19 protein-coding genes and 3 pseudogenes are annotated in these 24,312 nt (G+C 59.9%); 7 read left to right on the forward strand and 15 right to left on the reverse strand.

From position 1 onward, the window contains the following. Positions 1 to 25 precede the first annotated feature (25 nt). Together nagE and G113_RS05205 are read left to right on the forward strand one after the other, a co-directional pair. On the forward strand, positions 26 to 1,480 hold the full coding sequence (gene nagE, locus G113_RS05200) for an N-acetylglucosamine-specific PTS transporter subunit IIBC (protein WP_005894835.1): 1,455 nt from the start codon (positions 26 to 28) through the stop codon (positions 1,478 to 1,480). Positions 1,481 to 1,620: 140 nt separating this feature from the next. Beyond that, positions 1,621 to 4,284 carry a beta-N-acetylhexosaminidase gene (locus G113_RS05205; RefSeq protein WP_005894838.1) on the forward strand — a complete coding sequence of 888 codons (2,664 nt, stop codon included), beginning with the start codon at positions 1,621 to 1,623 and terminating at the stop codon, positions 4,282 to 4,284. Between the two features lie 197 nt (positions 4,285 to 4,481). Here G113_RS05205 and G113_RS05210 read toward each other — a convergent pair whose 3' ends face one another. From G113_RS05210 to G113_RS05230, 5 genes are read right to left on the reverse strand one after another with little or no spacing between them, the layout of a single operon-like run. After that, a complete protein-coding gene (locus tag G113_RS05210; protein WP_005894841.1) occupies positions 4,482 to 5,048 on the reverse strand; it encodes a nucleotidyltransferase family protein in 567 nt (188 codons plus the stop codon). Next, positions 5,038 to 6,021, reverse strand: a complete 984-nt coding sequence (locus G113_RS05215; protein WP_005894843.1) for an XdhC family protein — start codon at positions 6,019 to 6,021, stop codon at positions 5,038 to 5,040. The genes G113_RS05210 and G113_RS05215 overlap by 11 nt, the downstream gene beginning before the upstream one ends. After that, a complete protein-coding gene (locus G113_RS05220; RefSeq protein WP_005894847.1) occupies positions 6,014 to 7,231 on the reverse strand; it encodes a cytochrome c in 1,218 nt (405 codons plus the stop codon). Before G113_RS05220 ends, G113_RS05215 begins: the two co-directional genes overlap by 8 nt. Continuing rightward, on the reverse strand, positions 7,228 to 7,755 hold the full coding sequence (locus G113_RS05225; protein ID WP_005894849.1) for a (2Fe-2S)-binding protein: 528 nt from the start codon (positions 7,753 to 7,755) through the stop codon (positions 7,228 to 7,230). The genes G113_RS05220 and G113_RS05225 overlap by 4 nt, the downstream gene beginning before the upstream one ends. After that, the gene (locus G113_RS05230) at positions 7,752 to 10,583 is read right to left on the reverse strand and encodes a xanthine dehydrogenase family protein molybdopterin-binding subunit (protein WP_005894852.1); all 2,832 of its coding nucleotides are present in this window, start codon (positions 10,581 to 10,583) and stop codon (positions 7,752 to 7,754) included. Before G113_RS05230 ends, G113_RS05225 begins: the two co-directional genes overlap by 4 nt. A gap of 484 nt (positions 10,584 to 11,067) precedes the next feature. On the opposite strand from G113_RS05230, the pseudogene glnS reads away from it, so the two are divergent. Beyond that, a pseudogene (glnS, locus tag G113_RS05235) lies at positions 11,068 to 12,728 on the forward strand (glutamine--tRNA ligase). Between the two features lie 108 nt (positions 12,729 to 12,836). Here glnS and fur read toward each other — a convergent pair. Next, the gene (gene fur / locus G113_RS05240) at positions 12,837 to 13,265 is read right to left on the reverse strand and encodes a ferric iron uptake transcriptional regulator (RefSeq protein WP_005894855.1); all 429 of its coding nucleotides are present in this window, start codon (positions 13,263 to 13,265) and stop codon (positions 12,837 to 12,839) included. Positions 13,266 to 13,506: 241 nt separating this feature from the next. Here fur and G113_RS05245 point away from each other — a divergent pair. Beyond that, a pseudogene (locus G113_RS05245) lies at positions 13,507 to 13,984 on the forward strand (DUF4442 domain-containing protein). A 76-nt stretch (positions 13,985 to 14,060) separates the two neighbouring features. On the opposite strand, the gene fldA reads toward G113_RS05245, so the two are convergent. Genes fldA through G113_RS05265 form a run of 4 tightly spaced genes read right to left on the reverse strand, consistent with a single transcriptional unit; the run spans position 14,061 to position 16,011 of the window. Further along, a complete protein-coding gene (gene fldA, locus G113_RS05250) occupies positions 14,061 to 14,585 on the reverse strand; it encodes a flavodoxin FldA (RefSeq protein ID WP_005894859.1) in 525 nt (174 codons plus the stop codon). 39 nt (positions 14,586 to 14,624) lie between these two features. Next, the gene (ybfE, locus tag G113_RS05255) at positions 14,625 to 14,921 is read right to left on the reverse strand and encodes a LexA regulated protein (protein WP_005894861.1); all 297 of its coding nucleotides are present in this window, start codon (positions 14,919 to 14,921) and stop codon (positions 14,625 to 14,627) included. 17 nt (positions 14,922 to 14,938) lie between these two features. Next, entirely contained in the window at positions 14,939 to 15,160 is a 222-nt protein-coding gene (locus G113_RS05260; protein WP_005894863.1) for a DUF2788 domain-containing protein, read from the reverse strand. A gap of 56 nt (positions 15,161 to 15,216) precedes the next feature. Continuing rightward, positions 15,217 to 16,011 carry an alpha/beta fold hydrolase gene (locus G113_RS05265; RefSeq protein WP_005894866.1) on the reverse strand — a complete coding sequence of 265 codons (795 nt, stop codon included), beginning with the start codon at positions 16,009 to 16,011 and terminating at the stop codon, positions 15,217 to 15,219. A gap of 223 nt (positions 16,012 to 16,234) precedes the next feature. On the opposite strand from G113_RS05265, the gene seqA reads away from it, so the two are divergent. Next, complete coding sequence (gene seqA, locus G113_RS05270; protein ID WP_005894868.1) at positions 16,235 to 16,759, forward strand: replication initiation negative regulator SeqA; 525 nt, start codon at positions 16,235 to 16,237, stop codon at positions 16,757 to 16,759. 103 nt (positions 16,760 to 16,862) lie between these two features. Further along, on the forward strand, positions 16,863 to 18,512 hold the full coding sequence (gene pgm / locus G113_RS05275; protein ID WP_005894872.1) for a phosphoglucomutase (alpha-D-glucose-1,6-bisphosphate-dependent): 1,650 nt from the start codon (positions 16,863 to 16,865) through the stop codon (positions 18,510 to 18,512). A 93-nt stretch (positions 18,513 to 18,605) separates the two neighbouring features. Here pgm and G113_RS05280 read toward each other — a convergent pair whose 3' ends face one another. Next, complete coding sequence (locus G113_RS05280; RefSeq protein WP_005894875.1) at positions 18,606 to 19,487, reverse strand: DMT family transporter; 882 nt, start codon at positions 19,485 to 19,487, stop codon at positions 18,606 to 18,608. Between the two features lie 96 nt (positions 19,488 to 19,583). Here G113_RS05280 and G113_RS05285 point away from each other — a divergent pair, with 96 nt between their 5' ends. Next, positions 19,584 to 20,066 (forward strand): MarR family winged helix-turn-helix transcriptional regulator, encoded by a 483-nt coding sequence (locus G113_RS05285; RefSeq protein WP_005894878.1) that lies wholly within the window; start codon positions 19,584 to 19,586, stop codon positions 20,064 to 20,066. A gap of 54 nt (positions 20,067 to 20,120) precedes the next feature. Here G113_RS05285 and mltB read toward each other — a convergent pair whose 3' ends face one another. The 4 genes and pseudogenes from mltB to G113_RS05305 form a co-directional block, all read right to left on the reverse strand. Then, complete coding sequence (gene mltB, locus G113_RS05290) at positions 20,121 to 21,197, reverse strand: lytic murein transglycosylase B (protein WP_005894881.1); 1,077 nt, start codon at positions 21,195 to 21,197, stop codon at positions 20,121 to 20,123. A 150-nt stretch (positions 21,198 to 21,347) separates the two neighbouring features. Beyond that, positions 21,348 to 21,953, reverse strand: a complete 606-nt coding sequence (locus tag G113_RS05295; RefSeq protein ID WP_005894884.1) for a CDP-alcohol phosphatidyltransferase family protein — start codon at positions 21,951 to 21,953, stop codon at positions 21,348 to 21,350. Beyond that, a complete protein-coding gene (locus tag G113_RS05300; protein ID WP_005894887.1) occupies positions 21,946 to 22,635 on the reverse strand; it encodes an ATP-binding cassette domain-containing protein in 690 nt (229 codons plus the stop codon). The genes G113_RS05295 and G113_RS05300 overlap by 8 nt, the downstream gene beginning before the upstream one ends. After that, positions 22,632 to 24,217, reverse strand: a pseudogene (locus G113_RS05305) (ABC transporter permease). The gene G113_RS05300 and the pseudogene G113_RS05305 overlap by 4 nt, the downstream one beginning before the upstream one ends. Positions 24,218 to 24,312: the final 95 nt, after the last annotated feature.

Genomic DNA, 24,312 nt, shown 5'->3' on the forward strand with positions numbered 1-24,312 from the left:
AAAACATTAACTAAGGAGAGGAACCGTGAACATTCTCGGTTATTTACAGAAGATCGGCCGTGCCCTGATGGTACCGGTAGCGGTATTGCCCGCCGCAGCGATCCTGATGGGTATAGGTTACTGGATTGACCCGAATGGTTGGGGTGGCGGCAGCCCTCTGGCCGCGTTCCTGATCAAGGCCGGTGCCGCCATCATCGACAGCATGCCGATCCTGTTCGCGGTCGGTGTCGCTTACGGTATGTCCAAAGATAAAGATGGTTCCGCCGCCCTGGCCGGCCTGGTCGGTTTCCTGGTGGTCACCACCTTGCTGAGCCCGGGCGCCGTTGCCCAGCTGCAAGGTATCCCGCTCGAGCAGGTTCCTGCTGCCTTTGGCAAGATCAGCAACCAGTTCATCGGTATCCTGACCGGTGTCATCGCGGCTGAGCTGTATAACCGCTTCAGCAGCGTCGAGCTGCACAAGGCGCTGGCCTTCTTCTCCGGCCGTCGCCTAGTCCCCATCATCACCTCCGTGGTCATGATGGCAGTCTCCTTCGTGCTGATGGCCGTATGGCCTGTCATCTACGGTGGTCTGGTTCACTTCGGCGAATCCATCGTCGGCATGGGCTCTACCGGTGCCGGTATCTATGCCTTCTTCAACCGCCTGCTGATCCCGATCGGTCTGCACCACGCCCTGAACTCCGTGTTCTGGTTCGACGTGGCTGGCATCAACGATATCCCGAACTTCCTGGGCGGTCAGAGCTCCATCGATGCCGGTAAAGCGGTCGCCGGTGTGACTGGTATGTACCAGGCTGGCTTCTTCCCCATCATGATGTTCGGTCTGCCGGGCGCCGCCCTGGCCATCTACCACAGCGCCAAGAAAGAGAACAAAGAGAAAGTCGCCTCCATCATGATCGCAGCCGCCTTCGCTGCCTTCTTCACCGGTGTGACTGAACCTCTCGAATTCTCCTTCATGTTCGTGGCCCCCGTGCTCTATGTGATCCACGCCATACTGACCGGTATCTCCGTGTTCATCGCGGCCAGCATGCATTGGATTGCCGGTTTCGGTTTCAGTGCCGGTCTGGTGGATATGGTGCTCTCCAGCCGCAACCCGCTGGCCGTCAACTGGTACATGTTGTTGCTGCAAGGCCTGGTGTTCTTCGGCATCTACTACAGCGTGTTCCGTCTGGTCATCGTCAAGCTGAACCTGAAGACCCCGGGCCGTGAAGACGACGAAGCCATCCCGGCCAAGGCCGTGATCACCGACCGTACCGAGCTTGCCAAGCAGTATCTGGAAGTGCTGGGTGGTCATGACAACCTGGTCACTATCGATGCCTGCATCACCCGTCTGCGTCTGACCCTGAAAGACCGCAGCATAGTCGACGAGCGTCAGCTCAAGGCCCTCGGCGCGGCCGGTGTGGTCAAGCTGGGTGAACAGAACCTGCAAGTCATTCTAGGCCCCTTGGCCGAGATCATTGCCGGTGAGATGAAAGCCCTGCGTTAAGTGTTACCCGAACGGGCGTCTCCTCCTGCCCGTCCGCTCAAGCTAAGTCCATTGTTGACATAAATAGGGCCCCGCCTATGGGGCCCACCATAAAAAAAGCCAAGCAATTCCAATCTTTACTTCAACCAAGAGCAGCAGTTATGAAACTCAAGATCTCTCTCTTAGCCCTCGCTATGTCTGGCGTTTTTGCCGCACCTGCCATGGCCGCCGATGCCGCCAACCAGGCCCTGGTCGATTCCCTCGCAAGCAACCTCGTCATCAAGTACGAAGTCGTTACCAATGATGGTGCCGGCGCCGGTCTGGATTGTCAGGCGCTCGGGTCCGAATGGGCCAGTTGTGGCGTGGCCAAACTGCACCTGACCAATCAGGGCGCAGATGTTAATTCCAAGGATTGGGAGATCTATGTCTCCTCCATCCGTCGCATTCAACGTATCGACAACGATCAGTTTGCCATCGAGCATCTGACCGGCGACCTCTATCGCCTGACCCCGACCGACAAGTTCCAGGGCTTTGCCAAGGATGCCACTGTCGAAGTGCCTTTGGTCGTGGAGTATTGGGTACTGTTCGAATCTGACATCATGCCAAGCTGGTATGTCTCCGCCGAGGGTGCGGAGCCCAAGGTGATCGCCAGCATGAGCAACATCGATGATGCCACCAGTTATGAGAAGCCGATGCCGGCCGATGGCTGGAAGCGCACCAAGGATGACAACAACGTTCTGATGAATGCGCAGACCCGTTATGAGGCCAACCGCACCAGCACGCTGCTCTCTGCACAGCAGATCGAGAACCAGATACTGCCGACCCCGGCAAAACAGGTCATCAAGGTGGGCCCGCAGGTGGATCTCGCCAGCATCAAGCTCGATGCCCTGGACCTGCCGACCGATCGCGCGGAGGCCATCAAGGCGCAACTGACCAAGCTGGGTGTTACCCTCTCCGACACCGGCTATCCCGTGACCATCAAGCTCGGCAGCAAGGTCAAACAGGCCGAAGGCTATCAGCTCGACATCGGCAAGGATGGCGCCATCATCCGTGGTCACGACGTCAATGGCGCCTTCTGGGGGACCCAGTCGCTCATCTCCCTGATCGGGGTCGATGACAAGCGGGTCAGCCAGATGAGCGTCGAGGATGCACCGCGCTTTGAATACCGGGGCATGCAGACAGACGTGGCCCGCCACTTCAGAACTCCGCAGACCCTGCACAAGCTGATCGACCAGATGTCGGCCACCAAGCTCAACGTGCTGCATCTGGGATTGACCAACGATGAGGGCTGGCGCCTGGAGATCCCGGGTCTGCCGGAGCTGACCGAGGTCGGAGCCGAGCGTTGCCACGATTTGTCCGAAACCAAGTGTCTGCTGCCGCAGCTGGGCTCGGGTCCGGCTGCGGACAACCAGGGCTCCGGTTTCTACAGCAAGGCGGATTACATCGAGCTGGTGCGCTATGCCAAGGCGCGCGGCGTGACCGTCATCCCCGAGATCAATATGCCGGCCCATGCCCGGGCCGCAGTGGTCTCCATGGAAGCCCGTTACCAGCGACTCATGACCGAAGGCAAAGAGGCCGAAGCGAACCAGTATCGCCTCACCGACCCGGCCGATACCTCCAAGGTCACCTCGGTGCAGTTCTACGACAAGATGTCCTTCATCAACCCCTGCCAGCCGGGCGCCACCACCTTCGTGGCCAAGGTAATGGATGAAGTGGCCCAGATGCACCAGGCTGCCGGTCAGCCGCTGACCGCCTGGCATTATGGCGGTGACGAGGCCAAAAACATCATGCTGGGCGGGGGTTATCAGGATCCGGCCACGACCACACCCGCCGATCTGGTGGCCTGGAAGGGCAATACCGACTGGAGCAAACAGGACAAGCCCTTTGGCAAGTCCCCCCTGTGCCAGAAGATGATTGCCGACGGCAAGATTGCCGATGTGCAGGAGTTGCCGGTCTATTTCGCCAAGGAAGTGAGCGAGATGGTCAAGGGTCACGGCTTCTCCACCCTGCAGGCGTGGGAAGATGGTCTGAAGTATGCCAAGGGAGCCAAGGATTTCGCCACCGACAGCACCCGGGTCAACTTCTGGGAAACCCTCTACTGGGGCGGCTTCAACGAAGCGATGAAGTGGGCTCACAAGGGCTATGAGGTGGTGCTCTCCAACCCCGATTACCTCTATTTCGACTTCCCGAACGAGGTACACCCGGCCGAGCGCGGCTACTACTGGGCGACCCGCTTCAATGACACCCGTAAGGTGTTTGCCTTCGCCCCGGAAAACTTGCCGCAGAACGCTGAGACCTCGGTCGACCGGGATGGCAATGCCTTCGTCGCCAAGGGCGATCAGGATGCCGTCAAGTTCAAGGGTATGTCCGGTCAGTTGTGGAGCGAAACGGTCCGCACCGATGCCCAGTATGAGTACATGGTCTATCCGCGCATCTTCTCGGTGGCCGAGCGCGCCTGGCACAAAGGTGGCTTCGAGCTGCCCTACGTGAAGGGCCGCGAGTTCTCCGGTGAAACCACGTTCGTCAACAAGGCGACCCTGGCCAAGGAGTGGAACCGCTTTGCCAACCTGCTGGGCCAGCGCCAGTTGCCGAAACTGGATGTCCAGGGTGTCGAGTATCGCCTCTCCGTGCCGGGTGCCAGGGTCGTTGACGGCGTGCTCAATGCGAATGTGGACTTGCCTGGGCTGCCCATCCAGTACAGCCTGGATGGCAAGCACTGGAACACCTATGACGCGGCGGCCAAGCCGACCGTGAATGGCAAGGTCTGGCTGCGTACCACCAGCTTCGATGGCAAGCGTACCGGCCGGGTGGCCGAGCTGAACTGATGGTTGCTGACCGTTAACACCGGGTGGGTCGCAAGACCCGCCTTTCCCAAGGCTTGTCATCCCTTGGCCTTGGGAAAGGTTGACTGTGCGTGTGAACCTTTGTTGTGTGTGAGTCTGTTTTGATTTTTCATCTTGAAACCCCGCCTGGTGCGGGGTCTTTTTTTAGCTGTGCACTTGTGAACAAGCAGCGCGCTGGCTCAGAGGGGATCCTCAGGCCAGTCGATATCCTGCACGCAGCCGGGATCGTTGAGTGTCAGACAGATCAGGCGGTCGGTGTGGCGATCCAGCACCCGCTTGGCGCCTCTATCACCAGAGATCCGGGCAAGCTCGGGCAGCAGATCGGCGGGGAAACTGACGGGATGACCCTGCTCGCCCTGATAGACTGGGCGCACCAGCGAGTCGCCATCCTGGGCTGCCTGCAAGGCTTGCAGGCTGCTGGGGGAGAGGTGAGGCATGTCGGCCAGTACCACCAGCAGACTGTGGATGGACCTCTGCTGGCTGAGCAGGGTACGCACGCCATGGGCCAGGCTGTCCCCCAGCCCGCCATCGGTCGCTACCTGGGTAATGACTGCACCGCTTGGTGCCAACAGTTGCTGTAATGCTTCATCTTGCTGCCTGAGTACGACCAGCACGCAATCATGGTAGGGGAGCAGGGTAGAGAGGGTGCGCAGTATCAGCGGAGGTGACCCCGCCAGGCGCTTGTCACTGCCGTAGCGACGGGAGAAGCCGGCGGCCAGCAGCAGGGCAACCCGCTCAGGTTGCATCTTGCTGAAGCCTCATGCGGATGCCATGGCGGACGGCGATAACCTCGGCCAGGGTGGCGATGGCGATTTCGATCGGGGACTTGCTGCCGATAGGAAACCCGATAGGGGCATGGATCCGCGCCAGTTGCGGCTGGCTGGCATCGCCTATCCGCCGCAGTCGTTCCCGTCGGCGTTCACTGGTGCGTATCGAGCCCATGGCCCCCAGATAGAAGGCGTCAGATTCGAGCGCAGCCATCAGTCCGGCATCATCGATGCGGGGGTCGTGTGCCAGGGCGAGCACGGCGCTCTGGGCATTGGCGTGACGTTCGACAAAACGTTCAGGATCGCACCACTGTACCTCAATGCCACCCTGCTCAGGCCCCCAATGCCAGTCAAAGCGGTATGCGTCGCGGGTATCACATAGCAATACCTCAAAACCGGCGGCCTGCCCGAGCCTGGCCACTTGTTCGCTCACCTGGCTGATCCCCAGCAGCAGCAGACGCCAGCGCTGGGCATAGCCGAGTCGAACGATCCCGGGTTCGTCCCGGCCAGGGATCTCGCCGCTCAGGTAGGTCCTCTCCCTTTGTGCAATACGGACCTCTCGCACGAAGGAGGTTGCACCTTGGAGCAAGGCAAGCCATTGCTGCAAGTCTTGCATGGCTTCATCGCCTGGTATCAGGTGCTCGACCAGTAGCTGGATGCTCCCACCGCACGGCAGCTCGAACTGATTGCCATCGGGGGTCAGGTGAGCGCCATAGTCAAGCAGGCTCAGCGGTGCGTCGTGCTCCCCCCTGGCCAGCTTCTCGACAAAGGCGTCCTCGATGCAACCTCCGGAGATGGAGCCGCTGCGACAGCGCCCATCGGTGGCAAACAGTGCCCCCCTTGGCCGAGGGGCCGAGCCATAGGTGGCCACTATGCTGCACAGCCAGACAGATCTGCCCTGGGCGAGCCAGCTCAAGCTTTGGCGCACTACGTCGACGTTATGGTCACTCATGATACTCGGCCAGCTCCTGTTTAAGCGCCTTGACCTCGTCGGCACTCACCTTGGCGGGCTGGTTGGCCCAGGTCTGGCGCAGGAAGTTGGCCAGGTCTGCCAGCTCCTGCTCGCTCATCTCATCGATATAACCTGGCATGGGGGCAAAACGCTCGATCTGACTGTAGCCCTGGGCCGGGATCCCATGCAGCAGTATGGCCAGGGTGTTGACTGGGCTCTGCTGATCCAGGGTCCCATTGCTGGACAGGGCAGGGGTCACATTCGGCTTGCCTTGACCATCTTGGCCATGGCAGCCGGTGCAGTAGTTGCGATAGAGGGCATAACCGGGATGCTGGGTATCCAGGGTGACAGCCTTGGTCTCGGGGGATGGCAGCGGCGTATCGCTGTCGAGCAGGTAGCTGGTCACTGCATGCATATCTTCCTGGGTCAGATAGGCAAAGCTCTTCTCCACCACCGGATACATGCCAGCGAAGACACTCCCTTTGACCGAGTAGCCTTTTTTCAGCAGCCTGGCCAGTGACTCCTGAGTCCAGCCTTGGCGCCTTAACTCGGTGGCGGTGATGTTGGGCGCCATCACCCCTTCAATCCTGGCCCCTTGCAGATAGTGGGAGGAGTCCATTGCCATGAAGATGTTACGCGGTGTATGGCACTCGCCACAGTGACCCAGCCCATCAACCAGATAGCGACCTCTGTTCCAATTGGCGCTTTTTGTTGAGTCGGGTATGAAGGCGGTGTCCTCATGAGCCACTAGGTTCCAGCCCAATAGCCCGGTGCGCACGTTGAAGGGGAAGCCGACCCCATTGGCTCTATTGGGGGGCGCTGCTGGTTTGGTCTGCATGAAGTAGGCGTAGAGCGCCTTCATGTCGGCATCCGTGACCAGGTGATAGGAGGTGTAGGGCATGGCGGGATAGAGACGCCCTTTTGGCGCCTTGCCGTTGTGCATCACGTCATAAAAATCTTGGTAGCTGTAGTCGCCGATGCCCTGCTTTTTGTCAGCACTGATGTTGGTGGAGTAGATGACGCCAAAGGGGGTTTTAAACGCCAATCCCCCCGCGTAGGTCTGGCCGCTTTCGGTGGTATGGCAGGCGGCACAGTCACCGATCTTGGCCAGGTAGCGCCCTTGCTCAACCAAGGGATCCTGAGCCTGGACGCCTGCGATGACCCCCATGCCGAGGAGAGGGGCCAATGCCAGTCTGGAGAGGTGCATCATTTGACCACTCCTTCTTTGATGAGCATGGCTTTGACCCCCTCGTAGTATTTCTTGTAACCCGTACAGCGACAGACGTGATCGTTCAGTGCCGCCGAGATGGTCTGCTCCAGATCGGCCATCTTCACCGGCTGTTTGCGCAGGCGTTCGAGCAGGACAGTGGTCTCGTTGACAAAGCCCGAAGTGCACCAGCCGCACTGGAAGGAGAAGTGATCCAGGAAGGTTTGTTGCACTGGGCTCAGAGCGATTATTTTGCCCACGCTATTGCGTTTGGCATGCCCTTCCACGGTGCGCACTCGCTTGCCGTTGAAGCGACCCACGCCGTTGATGCAGGTGCGTACGCTCTCGCTGGTGCCATCCTCCTTGTCGACGACTATGGTGCAGGCGTGGCAGACCCCAATGCCACAGCCGAACTTGGTACCGGTCAGATTCACATACTCATGCAGGAAGTCGAGCATCATGGTGTTGTCATCCACCTCGAGCGGGCCGACGAGACGGTCATTGATGGTCATGGTTACTGTGGTCATTGGATGGCCTTCTGAATGTCGGTTGCTGTCACGGGAAGATGATAGAAACGGGTGCCGCTCGCCTGATAGATGGCTTCAACCAGAGCTGCCACTACGGGGATCATCACCACTTCGCCTATGCCCTTGGTGGCATCGGTCGGCGAGAGGGGATCGAGCAGGGTGTGGGTGAAGTTCCAGACTGGCAGCTGATCGGCGCTGGGCACACGATAGCGGTTCAGGTTCCAGGTGCCGTTGCCCGGCCCTTCCTGTCCGGCGGGTAGGTATTCATACAGGGCATGACCCACCCCCATGGCCAGGCCGCCCTGGATCTGACCTTCCACCAGCTCCGGGACTATGACCCGACCTGCGTCCAGCCAGCTGTGGGCCGACAAGATGTGCACTTTGCCCGAGCCCTTCTCCAGGGCGACCTCGACCAGAGTGGCGCAAGGGGCGTAGTAGGTCACCATGGCGTTGTTCAGGCTGGTCTTGGGGTAGTAGGCCTGAGTGCGATCGAGCAGGTGGTAGCCGTTGGCATCGGCCTGTGCACGTTGCTCGCTGCTGGCGCCGTCGCCATAGCGTATCGCCAGCGCATCGATGGGCAGGCGCAGACTCTGGCCTTCGAGGGGGAAGTCGCACTCGGCCCAGGCCCAGCGGTTGAAGCTGTGTACCATGGCACCGGTAATGAGACCCTTGGCATGGGCGTGGGCCGCCAGCAGGGAGAGCGGCAGCGGCGGCATGCCACGGGTCGTCAGCCCCGCATCGGTCCAGCTTGCCTCGCTGGAGGGACCCAGATCCAGACCGGCCTGACCGACGAAGTACTGCTTGCGCCAGATGGCTGTCGCCGTCGGCCAGAGGCTCTGTTCAAACAGGATGCGGGCTGCGGTGGCGGTGGCGTGACTCTGGAAATAGGAGGAGATGGAGGCGGAAGAAGCCTGCGGAATGGCCAGCGTCCAGCGCGGGTTCTTCTGCATCTCGTCCTGGCGTTCCTGGGAGATGGTGTAGGGGTTATCGGTTTCGACCAGCTTGAAGCTTTCCCAGAGTGCAATTTCGGCGAGATCTATGGTGTCGGCTGGCTGGCCGAAGTAGCGGCTGACGATCTCGGCTTGTGAGGTCTGGATCCCGGTACCCATCTCCATGCCGCTGATCTTGAGAAGGATTTCCCCCTTGCTGGTCAGCTCGACACAGGCCGAGGGGGCCACGGCGCCGGTGCCGTAATCCTTGGTGGTGATACTGAAGCCTGTCCCGTGCAGGCGATCCGGATGTTGGGCTTCATAGGCCTGCTTCCTGCTCTGGCGCTGGGCCCATAGCTCATGCTGCTCAGCCATCGCCAGGATCTCGGGATAGCGGTTATTCCCTTCGGGAATCGCACCCTGGGTATTGGGCTGGCCGGGCTTGATCAGATTGCGGCGACGTAGTTCGAGGGGATCCATCTTCAGCAGCGCAGCCGCTTCGTTGACCATCATCTCCATGGCCGCCATGGTTTGCAGGGAGCCATAGCCACGCATGGAGCCACAATCCGGGTTTTCGGAGGGCAGGGCGACAGCCGTGATGTCATTCTTGGGCAGGTAGTAAACCCCCTGAATGGCACTGGCGCCCACGCTGGCCACCGAGCCGGTGAAGTTCAGGCGACCGCCACCGTCAACGGTCATGGCGGCGATCAGGGCGCGAAACTTGCCACTCTGTTTATCGACTACCAGCTTGTTTTGCATGCTGAATGGGTGACGCTTGAGCCCCCCTTGGAACTGTTCGAAGCGATCATTGGCCAGGCGTATCGGGCCGTCGGCATAAAGGGTTGCGAGCAGGCCGTAAAAGGGAAATATGGTGTGATCCTTGGCCCCGAAACCTCCCCCTATGAAAGGTGAGTGCACTACCAGCTTGTCGACCTTGCCTGCCAGCGGGCCTTTGGCCAGCATCTCGGCGGCTTCGTAGTAGAAGTCGTGGGGGGACTGGGTGCTCACCACCAGGTGCATGGTGCGCTCCTTGGCGTCGAACCAGCCGTTGGCGTTTTCCGTCTCCATCATCATGGGTTCGATGAACTGGGTCTGATAGGTGCGATCCAGCACCAGGGCATCCTCGCTCTCCAGCTCTTTATGGACGAGTTCGGCCTGATACATGCCCTGCTCGCCCGCATTGCCACTGGCATTTGGGGTTGGCCATACCGGCAGGTGGCTGGCGATAGCCGGAAAGAAGAGCCCGTTCTTCAAGGCACTGTACTGATCACTCATGCCTAGCTTGCCCTCGATCCGCACGATGCGCCAGCAAGCCCAGGGATCGCGGGAGGCGGCAATCAGCGGTGTCACGTCGCCGTAGCGCACCACCTTGCCGTTGAACTGCAGTATTTGCTTGGCTCTGTTGAAGGTGGCGAAATCCGGGAAGAACAGCATGGCAACCGCATGCCCCAGATAGTCCGGGGTACTTCCTTCGCTCACCATCATGTTGATGCCGTAGAAGGATGGGAGTTCGACGCCATCGCGGACCAGGTCGGCAGCGGTAAGCACCCGGCTGGGCTGGGCATTGGCGGGCAACATGGAGAGATCCAGTCCCAGATAGATGCGATCCGCCTTGTCGGCCCGGATCAGCAGTGCATGTTGCTGCTGGGATGGCCAGCCTGCCAGATCCTGCGCGCGATAATCCCGACTGTAGATCTTCTGGCCTGTGACTTTGGCCAGACCGTCGCTGCGAAACTTGATCTTGCCGCCTTGTTTCCACTGGCTGAGCAACTCGGGAGCGAAGACCTCATCTTCCATGCCGGACAAGGAAAGGTTGGCGAGAAGCGGGGCGCTGTAGACGGCAATGCCGGCTATGACGCACTGTTTGATGAATTCACGTCTTGATAAGGGATAGGACATGGTTCAGCTACCTGTATGAGGGTCAGACGAGTGGAACGGGGGAAAGATCGGCCAGTGTTGTCGGCCATCTCTCCTGATGTCACAGAAAAAGTAATGAGATTGTTAATATAATACTGCGGTGACGAACTTTGGAAGATGCTTAATGATTGTTGATTCATTTCACATTACCCACTTTTAATATTGAAATCACGGCCATAAACAGAATCGTGCCTGTGCGCATGCAAATAGTGTGGCCAAGACCAAGTCGTCGGCGTTGCATTTTTGTACCGAATTCATCAGCTCGGTTGATAGCAAGTTGTTGCGGGATGAGTCGCTTCCGACCGGGAAGCGGGGCTCCCTCGGTGCGAAGGGCGGTAACTGTGGTGGAACACGGGTTGTGGCGGTAAATTCCTGTTGAGCCTCATGGATGAATAGTGGATCATTGTTGGTTTCTAAGCGGGGGGCGTGCGGTTGCCCCACGAGCTGAGACATTCGAGGTGAATTCATGACCGAGGCGAGCAGCCCAACCAATTTTATTCGTCAGATCATCGATGAAGATCTGGCCAGTGGTAAGCACAAGAGTGTGCATACCCGTTTCCCTCCCGAGCCGAACGGTTATCTCCATATCGGCCATGCCAAGTCCATCTGTCTGAACTTCGGCATCGCCAAGGACTACCAGGGCCAATGCAACCTGCGCTTCGATGACACCAACCCGGTCAAGGAAGATATAGAGTACGTCGAGTCCATCAAGCAGGACGTACAGTGGCTCGGCTTCGAGTGGAGCGGCGAGATCTGCTACTCCTCCGACTATTTCGACAAGCTGCACGGCTATGCCATCGAGCTGATCGAGAAGGGTCTGGCCTATGTGGACGAGCTCTCTCCCGAGCAGATGCGCGAGTATCGTGGCACCCTGACTGAAGCCGGCAAGAACAGCCCCTTCCGCGAGCGCAGCGTCGAAGAGAACCTGGCGCTGTTTGCCAAGATGAAGAACGGTGAGATGGCCGAAGGCAGCGCCTGCCTGCGCGCCAAGATCGACATGGCATCTCCCTTCATGGTGATGCGCGATCCCGTTATCTATCGCATCAAGTTTGCCCACCACCACCAGACCGGTGACAAGTGGTGCATCTATCCGATGTACGACTTCACCCACTGCATCTCGGACGCCCTGGAGGGGATCACCCACTCCCTCTGTACCCTGGAGTTCCAGGATAACCGCCGTCTATACGACTGGGTGCTGGACAATATCAGCATCGATTGCCACCCCGTCAGTACGAGTTCTCCCGTCTGAACCTCGAATACACCGTCATGTCCAAGCGCAAGCTGAACCTGCTGGTGACCGAGGGGCATGTCAATGGATGGGATGATCCTCGCATGTTGACCGTGTCTGGTCTGCGTCGTCGTGGTTATACCCCGGGAGCCATTCGTGAGTTCTGCAAACGCATCGGCGTGACCAAGCAGGACAACATCGTCGAGATGAGCATGCTGGAAGCCTGCATTCGGGACGATCTCAATGAGAACGCCCCGCGCGCCATGGCGGTGTTGCATCCCCTCAAGGTGGTGATTGAGAACTTGTCGGCTGACGAAATGCTGACTGCCCCGGCACATCCGAACAATGCCGAGATGGGCACCCGTGAGCTGCCTTTTGGCCGCGAGATCTTCATCGATGAAGCGGACTTCAAGGAAGAAGCCAACAAGCAGTTCAAGCGATTGGTGCTGGGCAAGGAAGTGCGCCTGCGCAACGCCTATGTCATCAAGGCCGAACGGGTCGAGAAGGATGCGGATGGCAAGGTGACTTGCATCTACTGCTCCTACGATCCGGACACCCTGGGCAAGGATCCGGCAGACGGTCGCAAGGTGAAGGGGGTGATCCACTGGGTCAGCGCCACTCACTCACTGCCAGCCGAAATCCGTCTCTACGACCGCCTGTTCAAGATGCCAAACCCTGGCGCCGAGCAAGACGTCGAAGCGGCCCTGAACCCGGACTCCCTGATAGTCATTGCAGGGGCTCGTGTCGAGGCCTCCCTCAAAAATGCCAAGCCGGAGTTTGCCTACCAGTTCGAGCGTGAAGGTTATTTCTGCGCCGACAGCAAGCTCTCCAGCCCGGAGCAGCTGGTGTTCAACCGCACCGTTGCACTGCGTGACGTCTGGGGCAAAGCCGAAGGCTGATGTATAGGGAAAGCGGGCAGGGGAGACCCTGCCACTTGCCCGGATTTGAGCCAAAAAGAAAGCCAGCGCGATGCTGGCTTTTTTATTGTCTGCGACGCACAGGCAAGTTTACTCGTCGTGCTTGCAGTCACCGTTGGCGCAGTGACCATACAGATAGAGGCTGTGATTGGTCAGCCGAATATTGTGATGCTTGGCGATGTCACGCTGACGCTGTTCTATCACTTCATCGGAGAACTCGATCACCTTGCCACAGTCGAGGCAAACCAGGTGGTCATGGTGCTCCTGGGTCGACAACTCAAACACGGACTTGCCGCCTTCAAAGTGGTGACGGGTGACGATGCCTGCATCATCAAACTGGTTCAGAACGCGATACACGGTCGCCAGACCAATCTCTTCACCATGATCGATCAGTCGTTTGTAGAGGTCTTCGGCACTGGTGTGCTGGCATTCCGGCTGCTGCAGGATCTCGAGGATCTTGACACGCGGCAGTGTGATCTTGAGCCCGGCCTTTTTTAACGCTTGATTATTGTCTGGCATATTCACTTATTCGCATTCTCGAAGGTGGGGTTATTCTGAGTGACTGGCGCGGGAATGGCAACCTTCAACTCATGTCAGATGTCATTATAGGTCTTGTGGTCACAAAAAATAAACCTAGTAATTCAAGGGCTTTAGCCATGATTAATCAGAAGGGGGCGAGCATTAGATTATTTTCGCCCCCTTGTCAGGTCGTTGATTGTTGTTAAGATGTAACACCTGTTTGTCTGGTCGGATGAGATCCATGGATTGGCTTTTTGACAATGCGGCCTGGGTGCGCCGCGCCCTCAATGCCTGGCCTCCTTTCTGGGGGGCTGGCATCAAGATAGAGCTGCTTAGCGATGACTTTCGTACTTGCCGGGTCAGCCTCAAGTCGCGGTGGTGGAACAAAAATGCCAACCGTACCCAGTTTGGTGGCAGCATGTTTGCCATGACGGACCCCCATCTACCCCTTGATGTTGATGGGGTATTTCAAGAACCACTACTATGTGTGGGACAAGGCGGGCAGCATCAACTACATCAAGCCAGGCAAGGGCAAGCTGGTGGCCGAGTTCAACCTGACCGAGGCCAAGCTGGCTTCGATCCTGGCGGCGACCCGTCAGGGGGACAAACACTTCCCTGAGTTTGATGTACTGGTAAAAGATCACAAGGGTGAGCTGGTCGCCGAGATCAAGCGCACGCTCTATGTCCGCCAGCGCAAGGAGCGCAGGGGGACGCTGTGAGTCGATGACGTGATCTCCAGGGCTAATTACATCCCATAAAAAACGGCTCGTAGGCCGTTTTTTTAGTAGAAGTGACTCACTCAAGTTCGGCGAGGCACATCTCTTCATGGATCTGCTTGCTCCAGCCCTTGACGCGCTCGGCGGTCAGTTCTGGTTGGCGATCCTCATCGATTCCCAAGCCGACGAAGTGCTTGTCATCGACCAGGGCCTTAGAGGCCTCGAAGTCGTAGCCCGCAGTCGGCCAGTGACCAATGATGATGGCGCCCTTGGCCTCGACGATGTCACGCAGGGTGCCCATGGCATCGAGGAAGTACTCGGAATAGTCTTCCTGATCACCGCACCCGAAGATGGCAACCAGTTTGTCGGTGAAGTCGATTTCTTCGAGTTCCGGGAAGAAGTCATCCCAGTCGGCTTGGGCTTCGCCGTAGTACCAAGTCGGGATACCGAACATCAGCAGGCTGAAGCTGTCGATGTCGGCCTTGCTGCTCTTGGCGATGTCACGGACTTCAATCAGTTGTTTGCCCAGTTCTTTCTGGATCATCTTGGCGACAGCTTCGGTATTACCGGTATCGCTGCCGAAAAACAGACCTACACTTGCCATAGTGTTTAGTTACCCGTATTTGGTGTTGATGCTTAACGGTCAGATCAGCTGACCCGCCACGAGAGCAGAGTCGATCTGTTGCTTCAGGATAGATTGGATCAGCTCGGCGCGGCTGACGTTCTGTTGCAGCGCAAGTTGGTTCAGGCGCTCCAGCATTTCGGCTTCCACCTTTAACTCTACCCGCTTCAGTCCATTCTCCCGATCGCGCTTGAGCTGATTGCGCTTGTTGATCTTGAGCTGGGTCTCGCGGGGGAGTGGATTGGTTTTCGGCCTGCCGGGGCGCTTCTCATTTGCGAACAGATCCAATGTTGTTCGATCAGTTTGCTGTTTGGCCATACTTCATCTATGAGCTGTTAGCCGAGACCCGAGCCTTCCCAGCTCAGTTCAATCAGCCCCTTGGCGACAAAACCCGCGCAACCTAAAAACAGTACCAGCCAGACGATGAAGCGACCGAAACGGGGCACGTTGCCGCGTTTGAGTACGTCCTGGATAGCCAGGCCAATCAATAGAAAGACGGCCACGAAGAATAATTTCAGGCCCAGACTCTCGATCAGTTCAATGTGTTGGCTCAGCATGGATTGCGCACACTCCTTATGACGGGCCGCACTATATCACAAAGGATTTGAAACTGTTAACCGCCTATAGACAGGAAATCCACAACCAACTTGTTGAACAAAACCGGCTTCTCGGCGTGTAGCCAGTGGCCGGTTCCGGCGATGACCCGAGCCTTTGCTGCGGGGAATTGCGCCATCACCGTCTCGGTATAGGCGGGCAGCATATAGTCCGACTCACCGCCCTTGATAAATAGGGTCGGCCCGTCGAAACGGCTCTGGCTATCCGGCCAGCCCATGATGTTGGCGTAGCTGTGCTCCAGCGCAGCCACGTTGAAACGCCAGCCCCAATCCACGCCATCCTTGGCGAAGGATTTGAGCAGGAATTGGCGCACGCCCGGGATCTCTATGTGCTCTGCCAGCAGCGTTTCTGCCTCGTTGCGGCTCTTTGGCATCTTGGCCAGGGTGGCGTTGAGACCGGCAAACACATTCTGGTGACGGGCGTGGGGGTAGGCGACCGGCGCCATGTCCGCCACTATCAGGCGTTCGACCCGCGTGGGCGCCTGCTTGGCCACCTGCATGGCGACTTTACCTCCCATGGAGTGGCCAATCAGGTTCGCCTTCTCGATGTGCAAGCTATCGAGCAGCGTCAGCAGATCGGCCGCCATCAGGGGATAGCTCATCTCCATGGAGTGAAAGGAGGCGCCGTGGTTGCGCAAGTCCAGACTGATGACGCGATACTGGTCCGCCAGTGCACGAGCCAGCAGGCCCAGATTGTCCAGGCTGCCAAAGAGGCCATGGATCAAAACGACGGCCGGGCCCTGGCCTTGATCCTTGTGATTAAGCAGCGGCAAGGCTGAAGAGGGGGCTGACAATGGTTGTTCTCCTGTGCTGTCTATCCGGGGATCCTGGCATCTGGTTCAGGTTTTGCGCTCCTGTGGGCCAAAAATGCGCCACGGTGGCCTGGATCACTATCTGATGCGCCATTATGCCGTATTCTCGAGGAGATTCATGCACATCTGACGGGCCGCTTGGGCCGCCGGGTCTGGCTATGTATAATCGCACCATCCCACTTTCTGTGAGTCCAGCGCCAACCCTATGAAAACCATCGAACTTGATGACGATCTCTACTTCTATATTGCCAGTCAGACCCGTCACATTGGCGAGAGTGCCTCTGATATATTGCGTCGCCTGCTGGAGCAGTCCGCCCAAGTCAAGGTGAGCGAGGCGCCCAGCCAGGCCGAGCCACTGACCGTTCAGATTCCGGCACCTGTCACTCAGGAGATGTCTGGGATACAGGCCTTGCTGGCGTCGGGTGCCCTGCAGCAGGAGGATAAATCGATCAACCGTTTCATGCTGTTGTTGGGGGCGCTCTACCGGGATGACCCTGTTCGTTTTACCCAGGCAACCGAGATAAAAGGGCGAAAGCGCGTCTATTTCTCACAGGATCCCGAGGCCCTGCGCGCCAGTGGCAGCACTACCAAACCCAAACCGGTACCGGATACCCCTTTCTGGGTTATCACCAATACCAACACCAGTCGCAAGCAGAATATGGTCGCCCAGCTGATGGCCAGCATGGGTTATGACGAAGCCTTGATTGCCGAGGCGTGCAGCACCGTATGACACTGAGCTCAGGCTAAGACGGTTCTGATTTTTGAATGTGCGGGGCCTTCGCAAGGGCCTGTTTCGTTAAGCAGCAAATGCATATAGCAGCAAGGATAACGCCATGGCACAGCATCCTCATGCCGGTCAACCGGCCCGTTTAAGCGACCTGACCAACATCCCCCGTCTGGTCAGCGCTTACTACCTCAACAAGCCGGACATGAGCCGCCCCGAACAGCGCGTCGCCTTTGGCACCTCTGGTCACCGTGGCAGCGCTCTGCACAATGCCTTCACCGAATCCCATATCCTGGCGGTCACCCAGGCGCTGGTGGAATATCGCCAGCAGGCCGGCATCACAGGGCCCCTGTTTGTCGGCATGGATACCCACGCCCTGTCTGAGTCAGCCTTCGCCAGCGCGGTCGAGGTGTTGGCTGGCAACGGCGTCGAGACCCGCATCGAGGCGGATCTGGGTTTCACGCCGACTCCGGTCATCTCCCATGCCATCTTGCATCACAATGCCAGCAAGCCTGCGGCGCTGGCGGACGGCGTGGTGATCACCCCGTCCCACAATCCGCCGGAAGACGGTGGCTTCAAGTACAACCCTCCCCACGGCGGCCCAGCAGAAGGGGAGATCACCAAGTGGGTGGAAGACAGAGCCAACGCCATTCTGGAAGCCGGTTTGGTCGGGGTGAAACGCATGCCGTTTAGCGATGCCCTCAAGAGCCCGCTCGTGGTGCGTCACGACTATGTCACCCCCTATGTGGATGACCTTGGCAACGTGCTGGATATGGGCGCCATCAAACAGGCCGGTATCAAGATAGGGGTCGATCCCCTTGGCGGCTCCGGTGTGGCTTACTGGGATGTGATCGCCAAGCGCTATGGTCTGAACATCGAAGTGGTCAATTACAAGGTGGATCCCACCTTCTCCTTCATGACCCTGGATAAAGATGGCAAGATCCGCATGGACTGCTCCAGCCCCTTTGCCATGGCGGGCCTGATTGCCCTGAAAGACAAGTTCGACATCGCGCTGGGCAACGACCCTGACTACGACAGGCACGGCATAGTCACCCCCGCCGGGCTGATGAATCCGAACCACTACCTGGCCGTTGCCATCCAATATCTGTTCACCCACAGAACCGGCTGGCCACAAGCGGCTGCGGTCGGCAAGACACTCGTTTCTTCTTCGATGATCGACCGGGTCGCCGGCGAGATTGGCCGCACCCTGAAAGAGGTGCCGGTCGGCTTCAAGTGGTTCGTGGACGGTCTCTACAGCGGCGAGTTCGGTTTCGGTGGCGAAGAGAGTGCCGGCGCCTCCTTCCTGCGCAAGGATGGCAGCGTCTGGACCACCGACAAGGACGGCTTCATCCTGGCCCTGCTGGCCGCCGAAATCCTGGCCGTAACCGGCAAAGATCCCCAGGCCCATTATGATGCCCTGGAAGCGAAATTTGGCCGCTCCAGCTACCGTCGTATCGATGCCCCGGCCAACAGCGCGCAAAAAGCGGTGCTGGCCAAGCTGGACCCAGCCCTGGTGGAGGCCTCCACCCTGGCGGGTGACCCCATCACCGCCAAGTTGACCAGGGCGCCCGGTAATGATGCCGCCATCGGCGGCCTCAAGGTGACCACCGAGCACGGCTGGTTCGCGGCGCGCCCTTCGGGCACCGAGTCCATCTACAAGATCTATATGGAGAGCTTCAAAGGCGAGGCGCACCTGGACCTGATCCAGCAAGAGGCCCAGCAGATTGTCTCTGCGGCCCTGGCCAAGGCAGGCGTCTGATCCTGGTTTCAGGCTGACAAGCGAACCTGCCAATAAAAAGAGGAGCCTTGATGGCTCCTCTTTTTTATTGCGCTTGAGCTGGATGGGTCGTGCTCACGGCCTGCCGCACTGACCGGTGCTCGCCCGGCGGGCCTGCCAGCGCTTGAAGAAGGGGCGAGCAGGCAGCTTCATCAGGAACAGAGATAGCAGGATCACCCCGATGCCGAGCCATTGGCGAGCGTCCAGCGTTTCCCCCACCATCAGCACGCCGCAGGAGACCGCCACCATGGGGTTGGTGAGGGCCAGCATGCCCATCACCTCCGGGCCGTGGCGCTTGAGCCCCCACAGCCAGGCCCAGTAGGCCAGCGCCGTGTTGAGCAGGATCAGCCAGATAAGGCCTGGGGCCGCCTGCACCTGTGGCAAGGGCATAGGGCCCGCCAGGCTCCAGGCGAGCGGGATCAGCATCAGACCGCCCAGCAGCAGTTGCCAGGCGGTCAGCGCCAGCAGATCGCTGACCGGCCAGCGCTGCATCCAGCGGCTGGACTGGCCGATGAGCAGGGTAGCCAGCAGGGCGCAGGTCACGCCGACAGGATCCAGATTGGCGGAAGGGTTGAGCAGCAGCAGCACACCAGCGAGGCCCATCAGACCGAGTAGCAGCCACTTCAGGCTGGGTCGCTTGCCATCCTGCCACCAGGCCAACCCCATCAGCACCAGCGGCAAGGTTGCACCCAGGGTGCCGGCCACCGCACCCGGCAACCGGAAGGCGGCGACGAACAAGAGCGCGAAGAAGGCGGTGATGTTGCAAAACGCCAGCAGGAACTGCTTGCCCCAGGGCAGTGGCGGCCAGCGAGGATGAAGCAGCAACAGCAGTATCCCAGCGGGCAGGGCACGCCACACGGCCACCCAGTAGGGGGAGTAGTCGATCAGGTAGAGACTGACCACGGCATAGGTACTGCCCCACAACAGGGGAGCGAGCAGGGCAATCAGGACAGGCATGACATATCTCAATGTTGAGTATCTTTAAGTGAAGATACATTAGCGGCGATTTGCTTTACTATCAAGTATCTCGATATAAAGATAAGTGGCAGCGTTATGGCAGAGGATCATGTAGACCAGTTGTTGGCTCAATGGGCACGGCAGAGACCCGATCTCGATTGCAGCCCGATGGGGGTGTTGGGCCGTGTGGCGCGCATGGCCGCCATCGCCGGACGGGAGGTGAGTGACGAGCTCAAGGAGTGCGGGTTGCTGGGCTCGGATTTCGATATCTTGGCGACCCTGCGCCGGGCCGGTGGGCCGCTGACCCCGACTGCACTCTATCAGTCTGCCATGTTGAGTTCGGGGGCCATGACGGCCAGACTCGACAAGCTGGAGCTGCGGGGGCTCATCGAGCGCCAGGCGGCGCCGGATGACAGACGCAGCCTGCTGGTCAATCTGACCGAGACAGGTCTGGCCCTGATTGACCAAGCGGTCGAGCGCCATGTGGCCAATGAGCGGCGACTGCTTGCTCCCCTCAATCGGGAGGAGCAGGTCCAGCTCGCGGCCCTGCTCAAACGCTGGTTGCTGGAAAACGAGTGATGCCACAGATAAAAAAGGCCCCGAAAGGGCCTTTTTTATGTTGTTGATCCGGGGTCAGTAACCACGGGCAGCCTTGACCGCCAGACCCAGCTGCCAGACCGCCATGGCGTAGTGGGTGCTGTGGTTGTAGCGGGTGATGGCGTAGAAGTTCGGCAGACCATACCAGTACTGATAGCTGCTGCCGACATCCAGTCGCAACAGGCTGGCCTTGCTGTGGGCGCCGAGTGGCGCTATGGGTGAGAGGCCAGCCCTGCGCAGGGTATCCAGGCTGTAGCTTGTCTGGAAGCCGGTTTCAAAACCGGGTGCCTGGCCCTGGGCTCTGACCGCCACTTGATCGCCCTTGCGCCAGCCGTGGGCCTGGAAGTAGTGGGCTACGCTGCCGATGGCATCCACAGGATCCCAGAGGTTGGTGTGGCCGTTGCCGTCAAAGTCGACCGCATAGCCGTGGAAACTCGACGGCATGAACTGGCCGTAGCCCATGGCGCCAGCGTAGGAGCCGGTCGGCTCGCTCGGATCGATCCCTTCGTTGCGGGCCATGATCAGGAACTGCTCCAGCTCGCCGCGGAAGAAGGTGGCGCGGCGGGGATAGTCAAAGGCCAGGGTGGCCAGGGCATCCAGGATCGGGGTTTTGCCCATCACTCGGCCCCAGCGGGTCTCGACCCCTATGATGCCGACGATGATCTCGGGGGGCACGCCGTACTGGGCAGAGGCACGATTGAGTTCGGTCTCATAGTCGCGCCAGAAGTTGACACCATTTTGCACATTGTCCGGAGTGATGAACTTGGCGCGATAGCGGTTCCAGGCACCATTAGGTCCGCTTGGACCTGTAGCTACCGGTGCCTGACGGTCCATCAGGTTGATGATCCACTGCTCGCGAGAGGCCTGGGAGAGGGTGTTGTGCAGCTCGGCCCGATCGAAGCCGTGCTTGCTGACCATCATGCTGATAAAGCTGTTGACCTCGGGGTTGCTGGCAAAATCCCCCGCCAACACCCCAGATGCCTGTTTGGGTGGTGGGGTGAGCAGGAAGCTGCTCTTTGTCTGAACCTTGGGTACGGGAGCCGGTTCGTGAGCGGCGCTGCTGCAGCCGATGAGCAAGGGAAAGAGTACGGCCAAGGGTATGAAACGATGCATAAGGCTTCCAACAGCATAGAAAACAGGATTTCGCCATGGTAGTGGATCCATGGCGATGCGCAAGGGCCGAACCGAGGGAAAAAGTGGCCACTGTGCTCGAGGATTACAGGTCACCCCGCCGTGGGTCAATGTCAGAGCAGCTCTGCGGATTCAGGACTTGAGGCTGTGGTAACCACTCCAGAGCCGGGTCGCTACCGTGATGAGGCACAAGGCGGCAAAGCCGTAGGCCAGGGGAGCAAACCAGTGGGGGAGCAGGCACATGAGCACGAACAGGGCGATGGTTTCGCTGCCTTCGGTCAGGCCTCCCAGGTAGTAGAGTGACTTGTGATGGTAGACGGGATTCTCGATGCCACGTTTGCCCGCCATGATGGCAAAGGCCAGGAAACTGGACCCCGTGCCCATGAAAGCGAACAGCAGGGTGGCGGCGGGCAGGGCATTGGCGGGACTGGCCAGGGCAAAGCCCCATACCACGGCGGCGTAGAAGATGAAGTCGAGAGTGATGTCGAGGAAGCCACCGCAGTCGGTGATGCCGTGGATCCGGGCGATGGCGCCATCCAGCCCATCCATGATGCGATTGAGCAAGATGCAGATCAAGGCTTCCTCAAACTGGCCGAAGGCGAGCAGGGGCAGGCTCAGCATGCCGATGAAGAAACCGGTGATGCTGATCTGGTTGGCACTGATGCCCCAGCGGGCCAGGGGACGGGCGATCAAGGCCAAGGGACGGCGGATCAACACAATGGCATGGCGGTCAAACAAGGGGATCGTCCTCTGAGATAGGGGGATAGCGGGTAGCAGGCGACGCCATCGCGGCGAGATCCAGGATGGTGGCGGGGGCATCCTCTTCATCATGGCTGACCAGGATGGCCGGGATGGCACGGCCGGCTATCTCTTCGAATACCAAGGTGCGAAACGCGGCGCGCAGTGGCTTGTCGAGGCGCGCGAAAGGCTCATCGAGCAAGATCACATCCGGCTCGGCGAGCAGGGTACGCAGCAGACTGACACGCGCCTTCTGGCCGCCGGAGAGGGCGCCGGTATGACGATTGCCCAGCGCTGCCAGTCCGACTCGGGTCAGGGCCTGCTGGGCTTGCTCGCGCCGCGCCGCGCCCTTGATATGGGCCGGCATGCCAAACATCAGGTTCTCGACCACCGAGAGGTGGGCGAACAGCAAATCTTCTTGAAACAGCATGCCGATGCGGCGCTGATAAGCGGGCAGCGTACTGAGGAGGCGGGTCCCGAGCCGTATCTCACCGACAAGTTGCAGGGGGCCTCCCGGGGGCAACACCCCGGCAAGGCCAGCCAGCAGCGAGCTCTTGCCACAGCCATTTGGCCCCATCAGGGTCAGGATCTCCCCGGGGGCTATGCGGCGCTCGGGCAGTTGCAACAGTGTCTGCTGGCGAAGAACCAGGGTCAGGGGGCCCAAGTGCAGGGGCTGCGTCATGAGGTGGTCTCCATCGGGTTTGGTCTGCGCGGCAGACGCAGAGCCAGGGCGTAGATCGCCAGCGGCAATGCCAATTGCAGTAAGCCATAGAGACTGGCGAGGCGGCGGTTGAGGCCAGAGCCGATGGCCACGGCGTCGGTCGTGATCGTGGTGATGCGCCCGGCGCCAAACAGCAGGGTCGGCAAATATTGGGCCAGGCTGACGGCGGCGCCCACGGCGAAGGCAAAGGCCAAGGGACGCCGCAACAGGGGGCCCTTGACCCGCCACCAGGTTTGCCAGGAATTGGCCCCCAGGGTGGCGGCCGCCTGGACCAGACGATCGTCAAACTGACGATAGGGACCATAGAGGCACAGATAAACATAGGGATAGACGAACAACAGCTGGCTCCAGAATACCAGGGCGCTGCCGACCGGCAGGCCGAGCCAGTCGGCACCAAGACGGGCCCCCAGCAGCAGGCTGGCCTGGGGGAGCAACAGCGGCAGGCAGATCAGCCAGAGCGGCCAGGGCCTGCGTCCACGCTGGGCTTCCAGGGCAAGTACCACCAGAATGAGGGCCGCGATGGCAGTCGACAGGGCAAGCCAGGTGCTGTGGCCGAGGGGCAGAGCGAGCTCGCCGATCGCTTGTTGCCAATGGCGCCCACTCCACTGGCTGGGCCACGGAGCGGGGAAGGACCAGCGGCGGGTGAAGGACCAGAGGATCAGGGCGGCCAGCACCAGCAGATTGACTGACAGCAACAGGCTGGACAGGGTGGCAGCCAGGGCCGGGACCAGCCGGGCAGAGGGGCGTTGGCGTTGGCCATTGAGCATCCAGCCTTTGCCCCAGGTCAGATGAAGCCACTCAAGGGCGCGCAAGCCGACGAGCAGCAACAGATTGAGGCCAAACAGCAGCAGGGCGCCGTTGTTGGCCAGGGCGCGCCAGCTCAGGTCGGCATCCTGATACCAGAGCCAGAGCCGCACGGCCAGCGGTGCCGGTTGGGTGGGGCCGAGCAGCAGCCCCAGATCGACCACCCCTAGGCCATAGGCGGCTACCGCATAGAGCGGCAGGCGCAGACTGGGCCAGAGGCTGGGCAGGATCAGTCGCCACCAGATCTGGGCCGGACGAAAGCCGAGGCTTTGCCCCAGCCACTGTTGGCGGGCGAGCAGGGGAGGCTCCAGGGCACCTAGCGCCATCAGCAGCAGGAAAGGCACCTCTTTGAGGACCAGCATGATGATGAGGCCCAGTCCCCAGGGATCATGCAGTGTCTGCCAGTCCGGTGGCAGGCTCAGTCCGGTGATCCCGGGGGAGACCAGCCGCAGCAACCAGCCGGAAGGGGCGATGAGAAAACCAAACCGATGGCAAAGGCCACATGGGGCATTGCCAGCAGGGGGGCGAGCAGGCGGCGCAGCAGTGCGACGCTGCGACCTTCACTCTGGGCCAGCAAGAGGGCGACCAGCAGCAGGCTGAGCAGGCTGGAGGCAGAGGCTATCCAGAGGCTGAGCCAGATGGACTCCCCCAGACCTGGCTGGGCCCAGAGCCGCAGCCAGGGCGCGGAGCCTCTGGCCTGGCCAAGCAGGATCAGCAGGCCGCCGAGCAGGGCAGCCAGAGCAGGCCCGCGTCAGCGGCAGGATCGAGGCGCCGCATCGTAGTGGCCGTAACGCTCGGCCCAGGCGCTTTCCAGCATCAGCTGCCAACTGGGAT

It is taken from the genome of Aeromonas molluscorum 848, assembly GCF_000388115.1.
GTDB lineage: Bacteria > Pseudomonadota > Gammaproteobacteria > Enterobacterales > Aeromonadaceae > Aeromonas > Aeromonas molluscorum.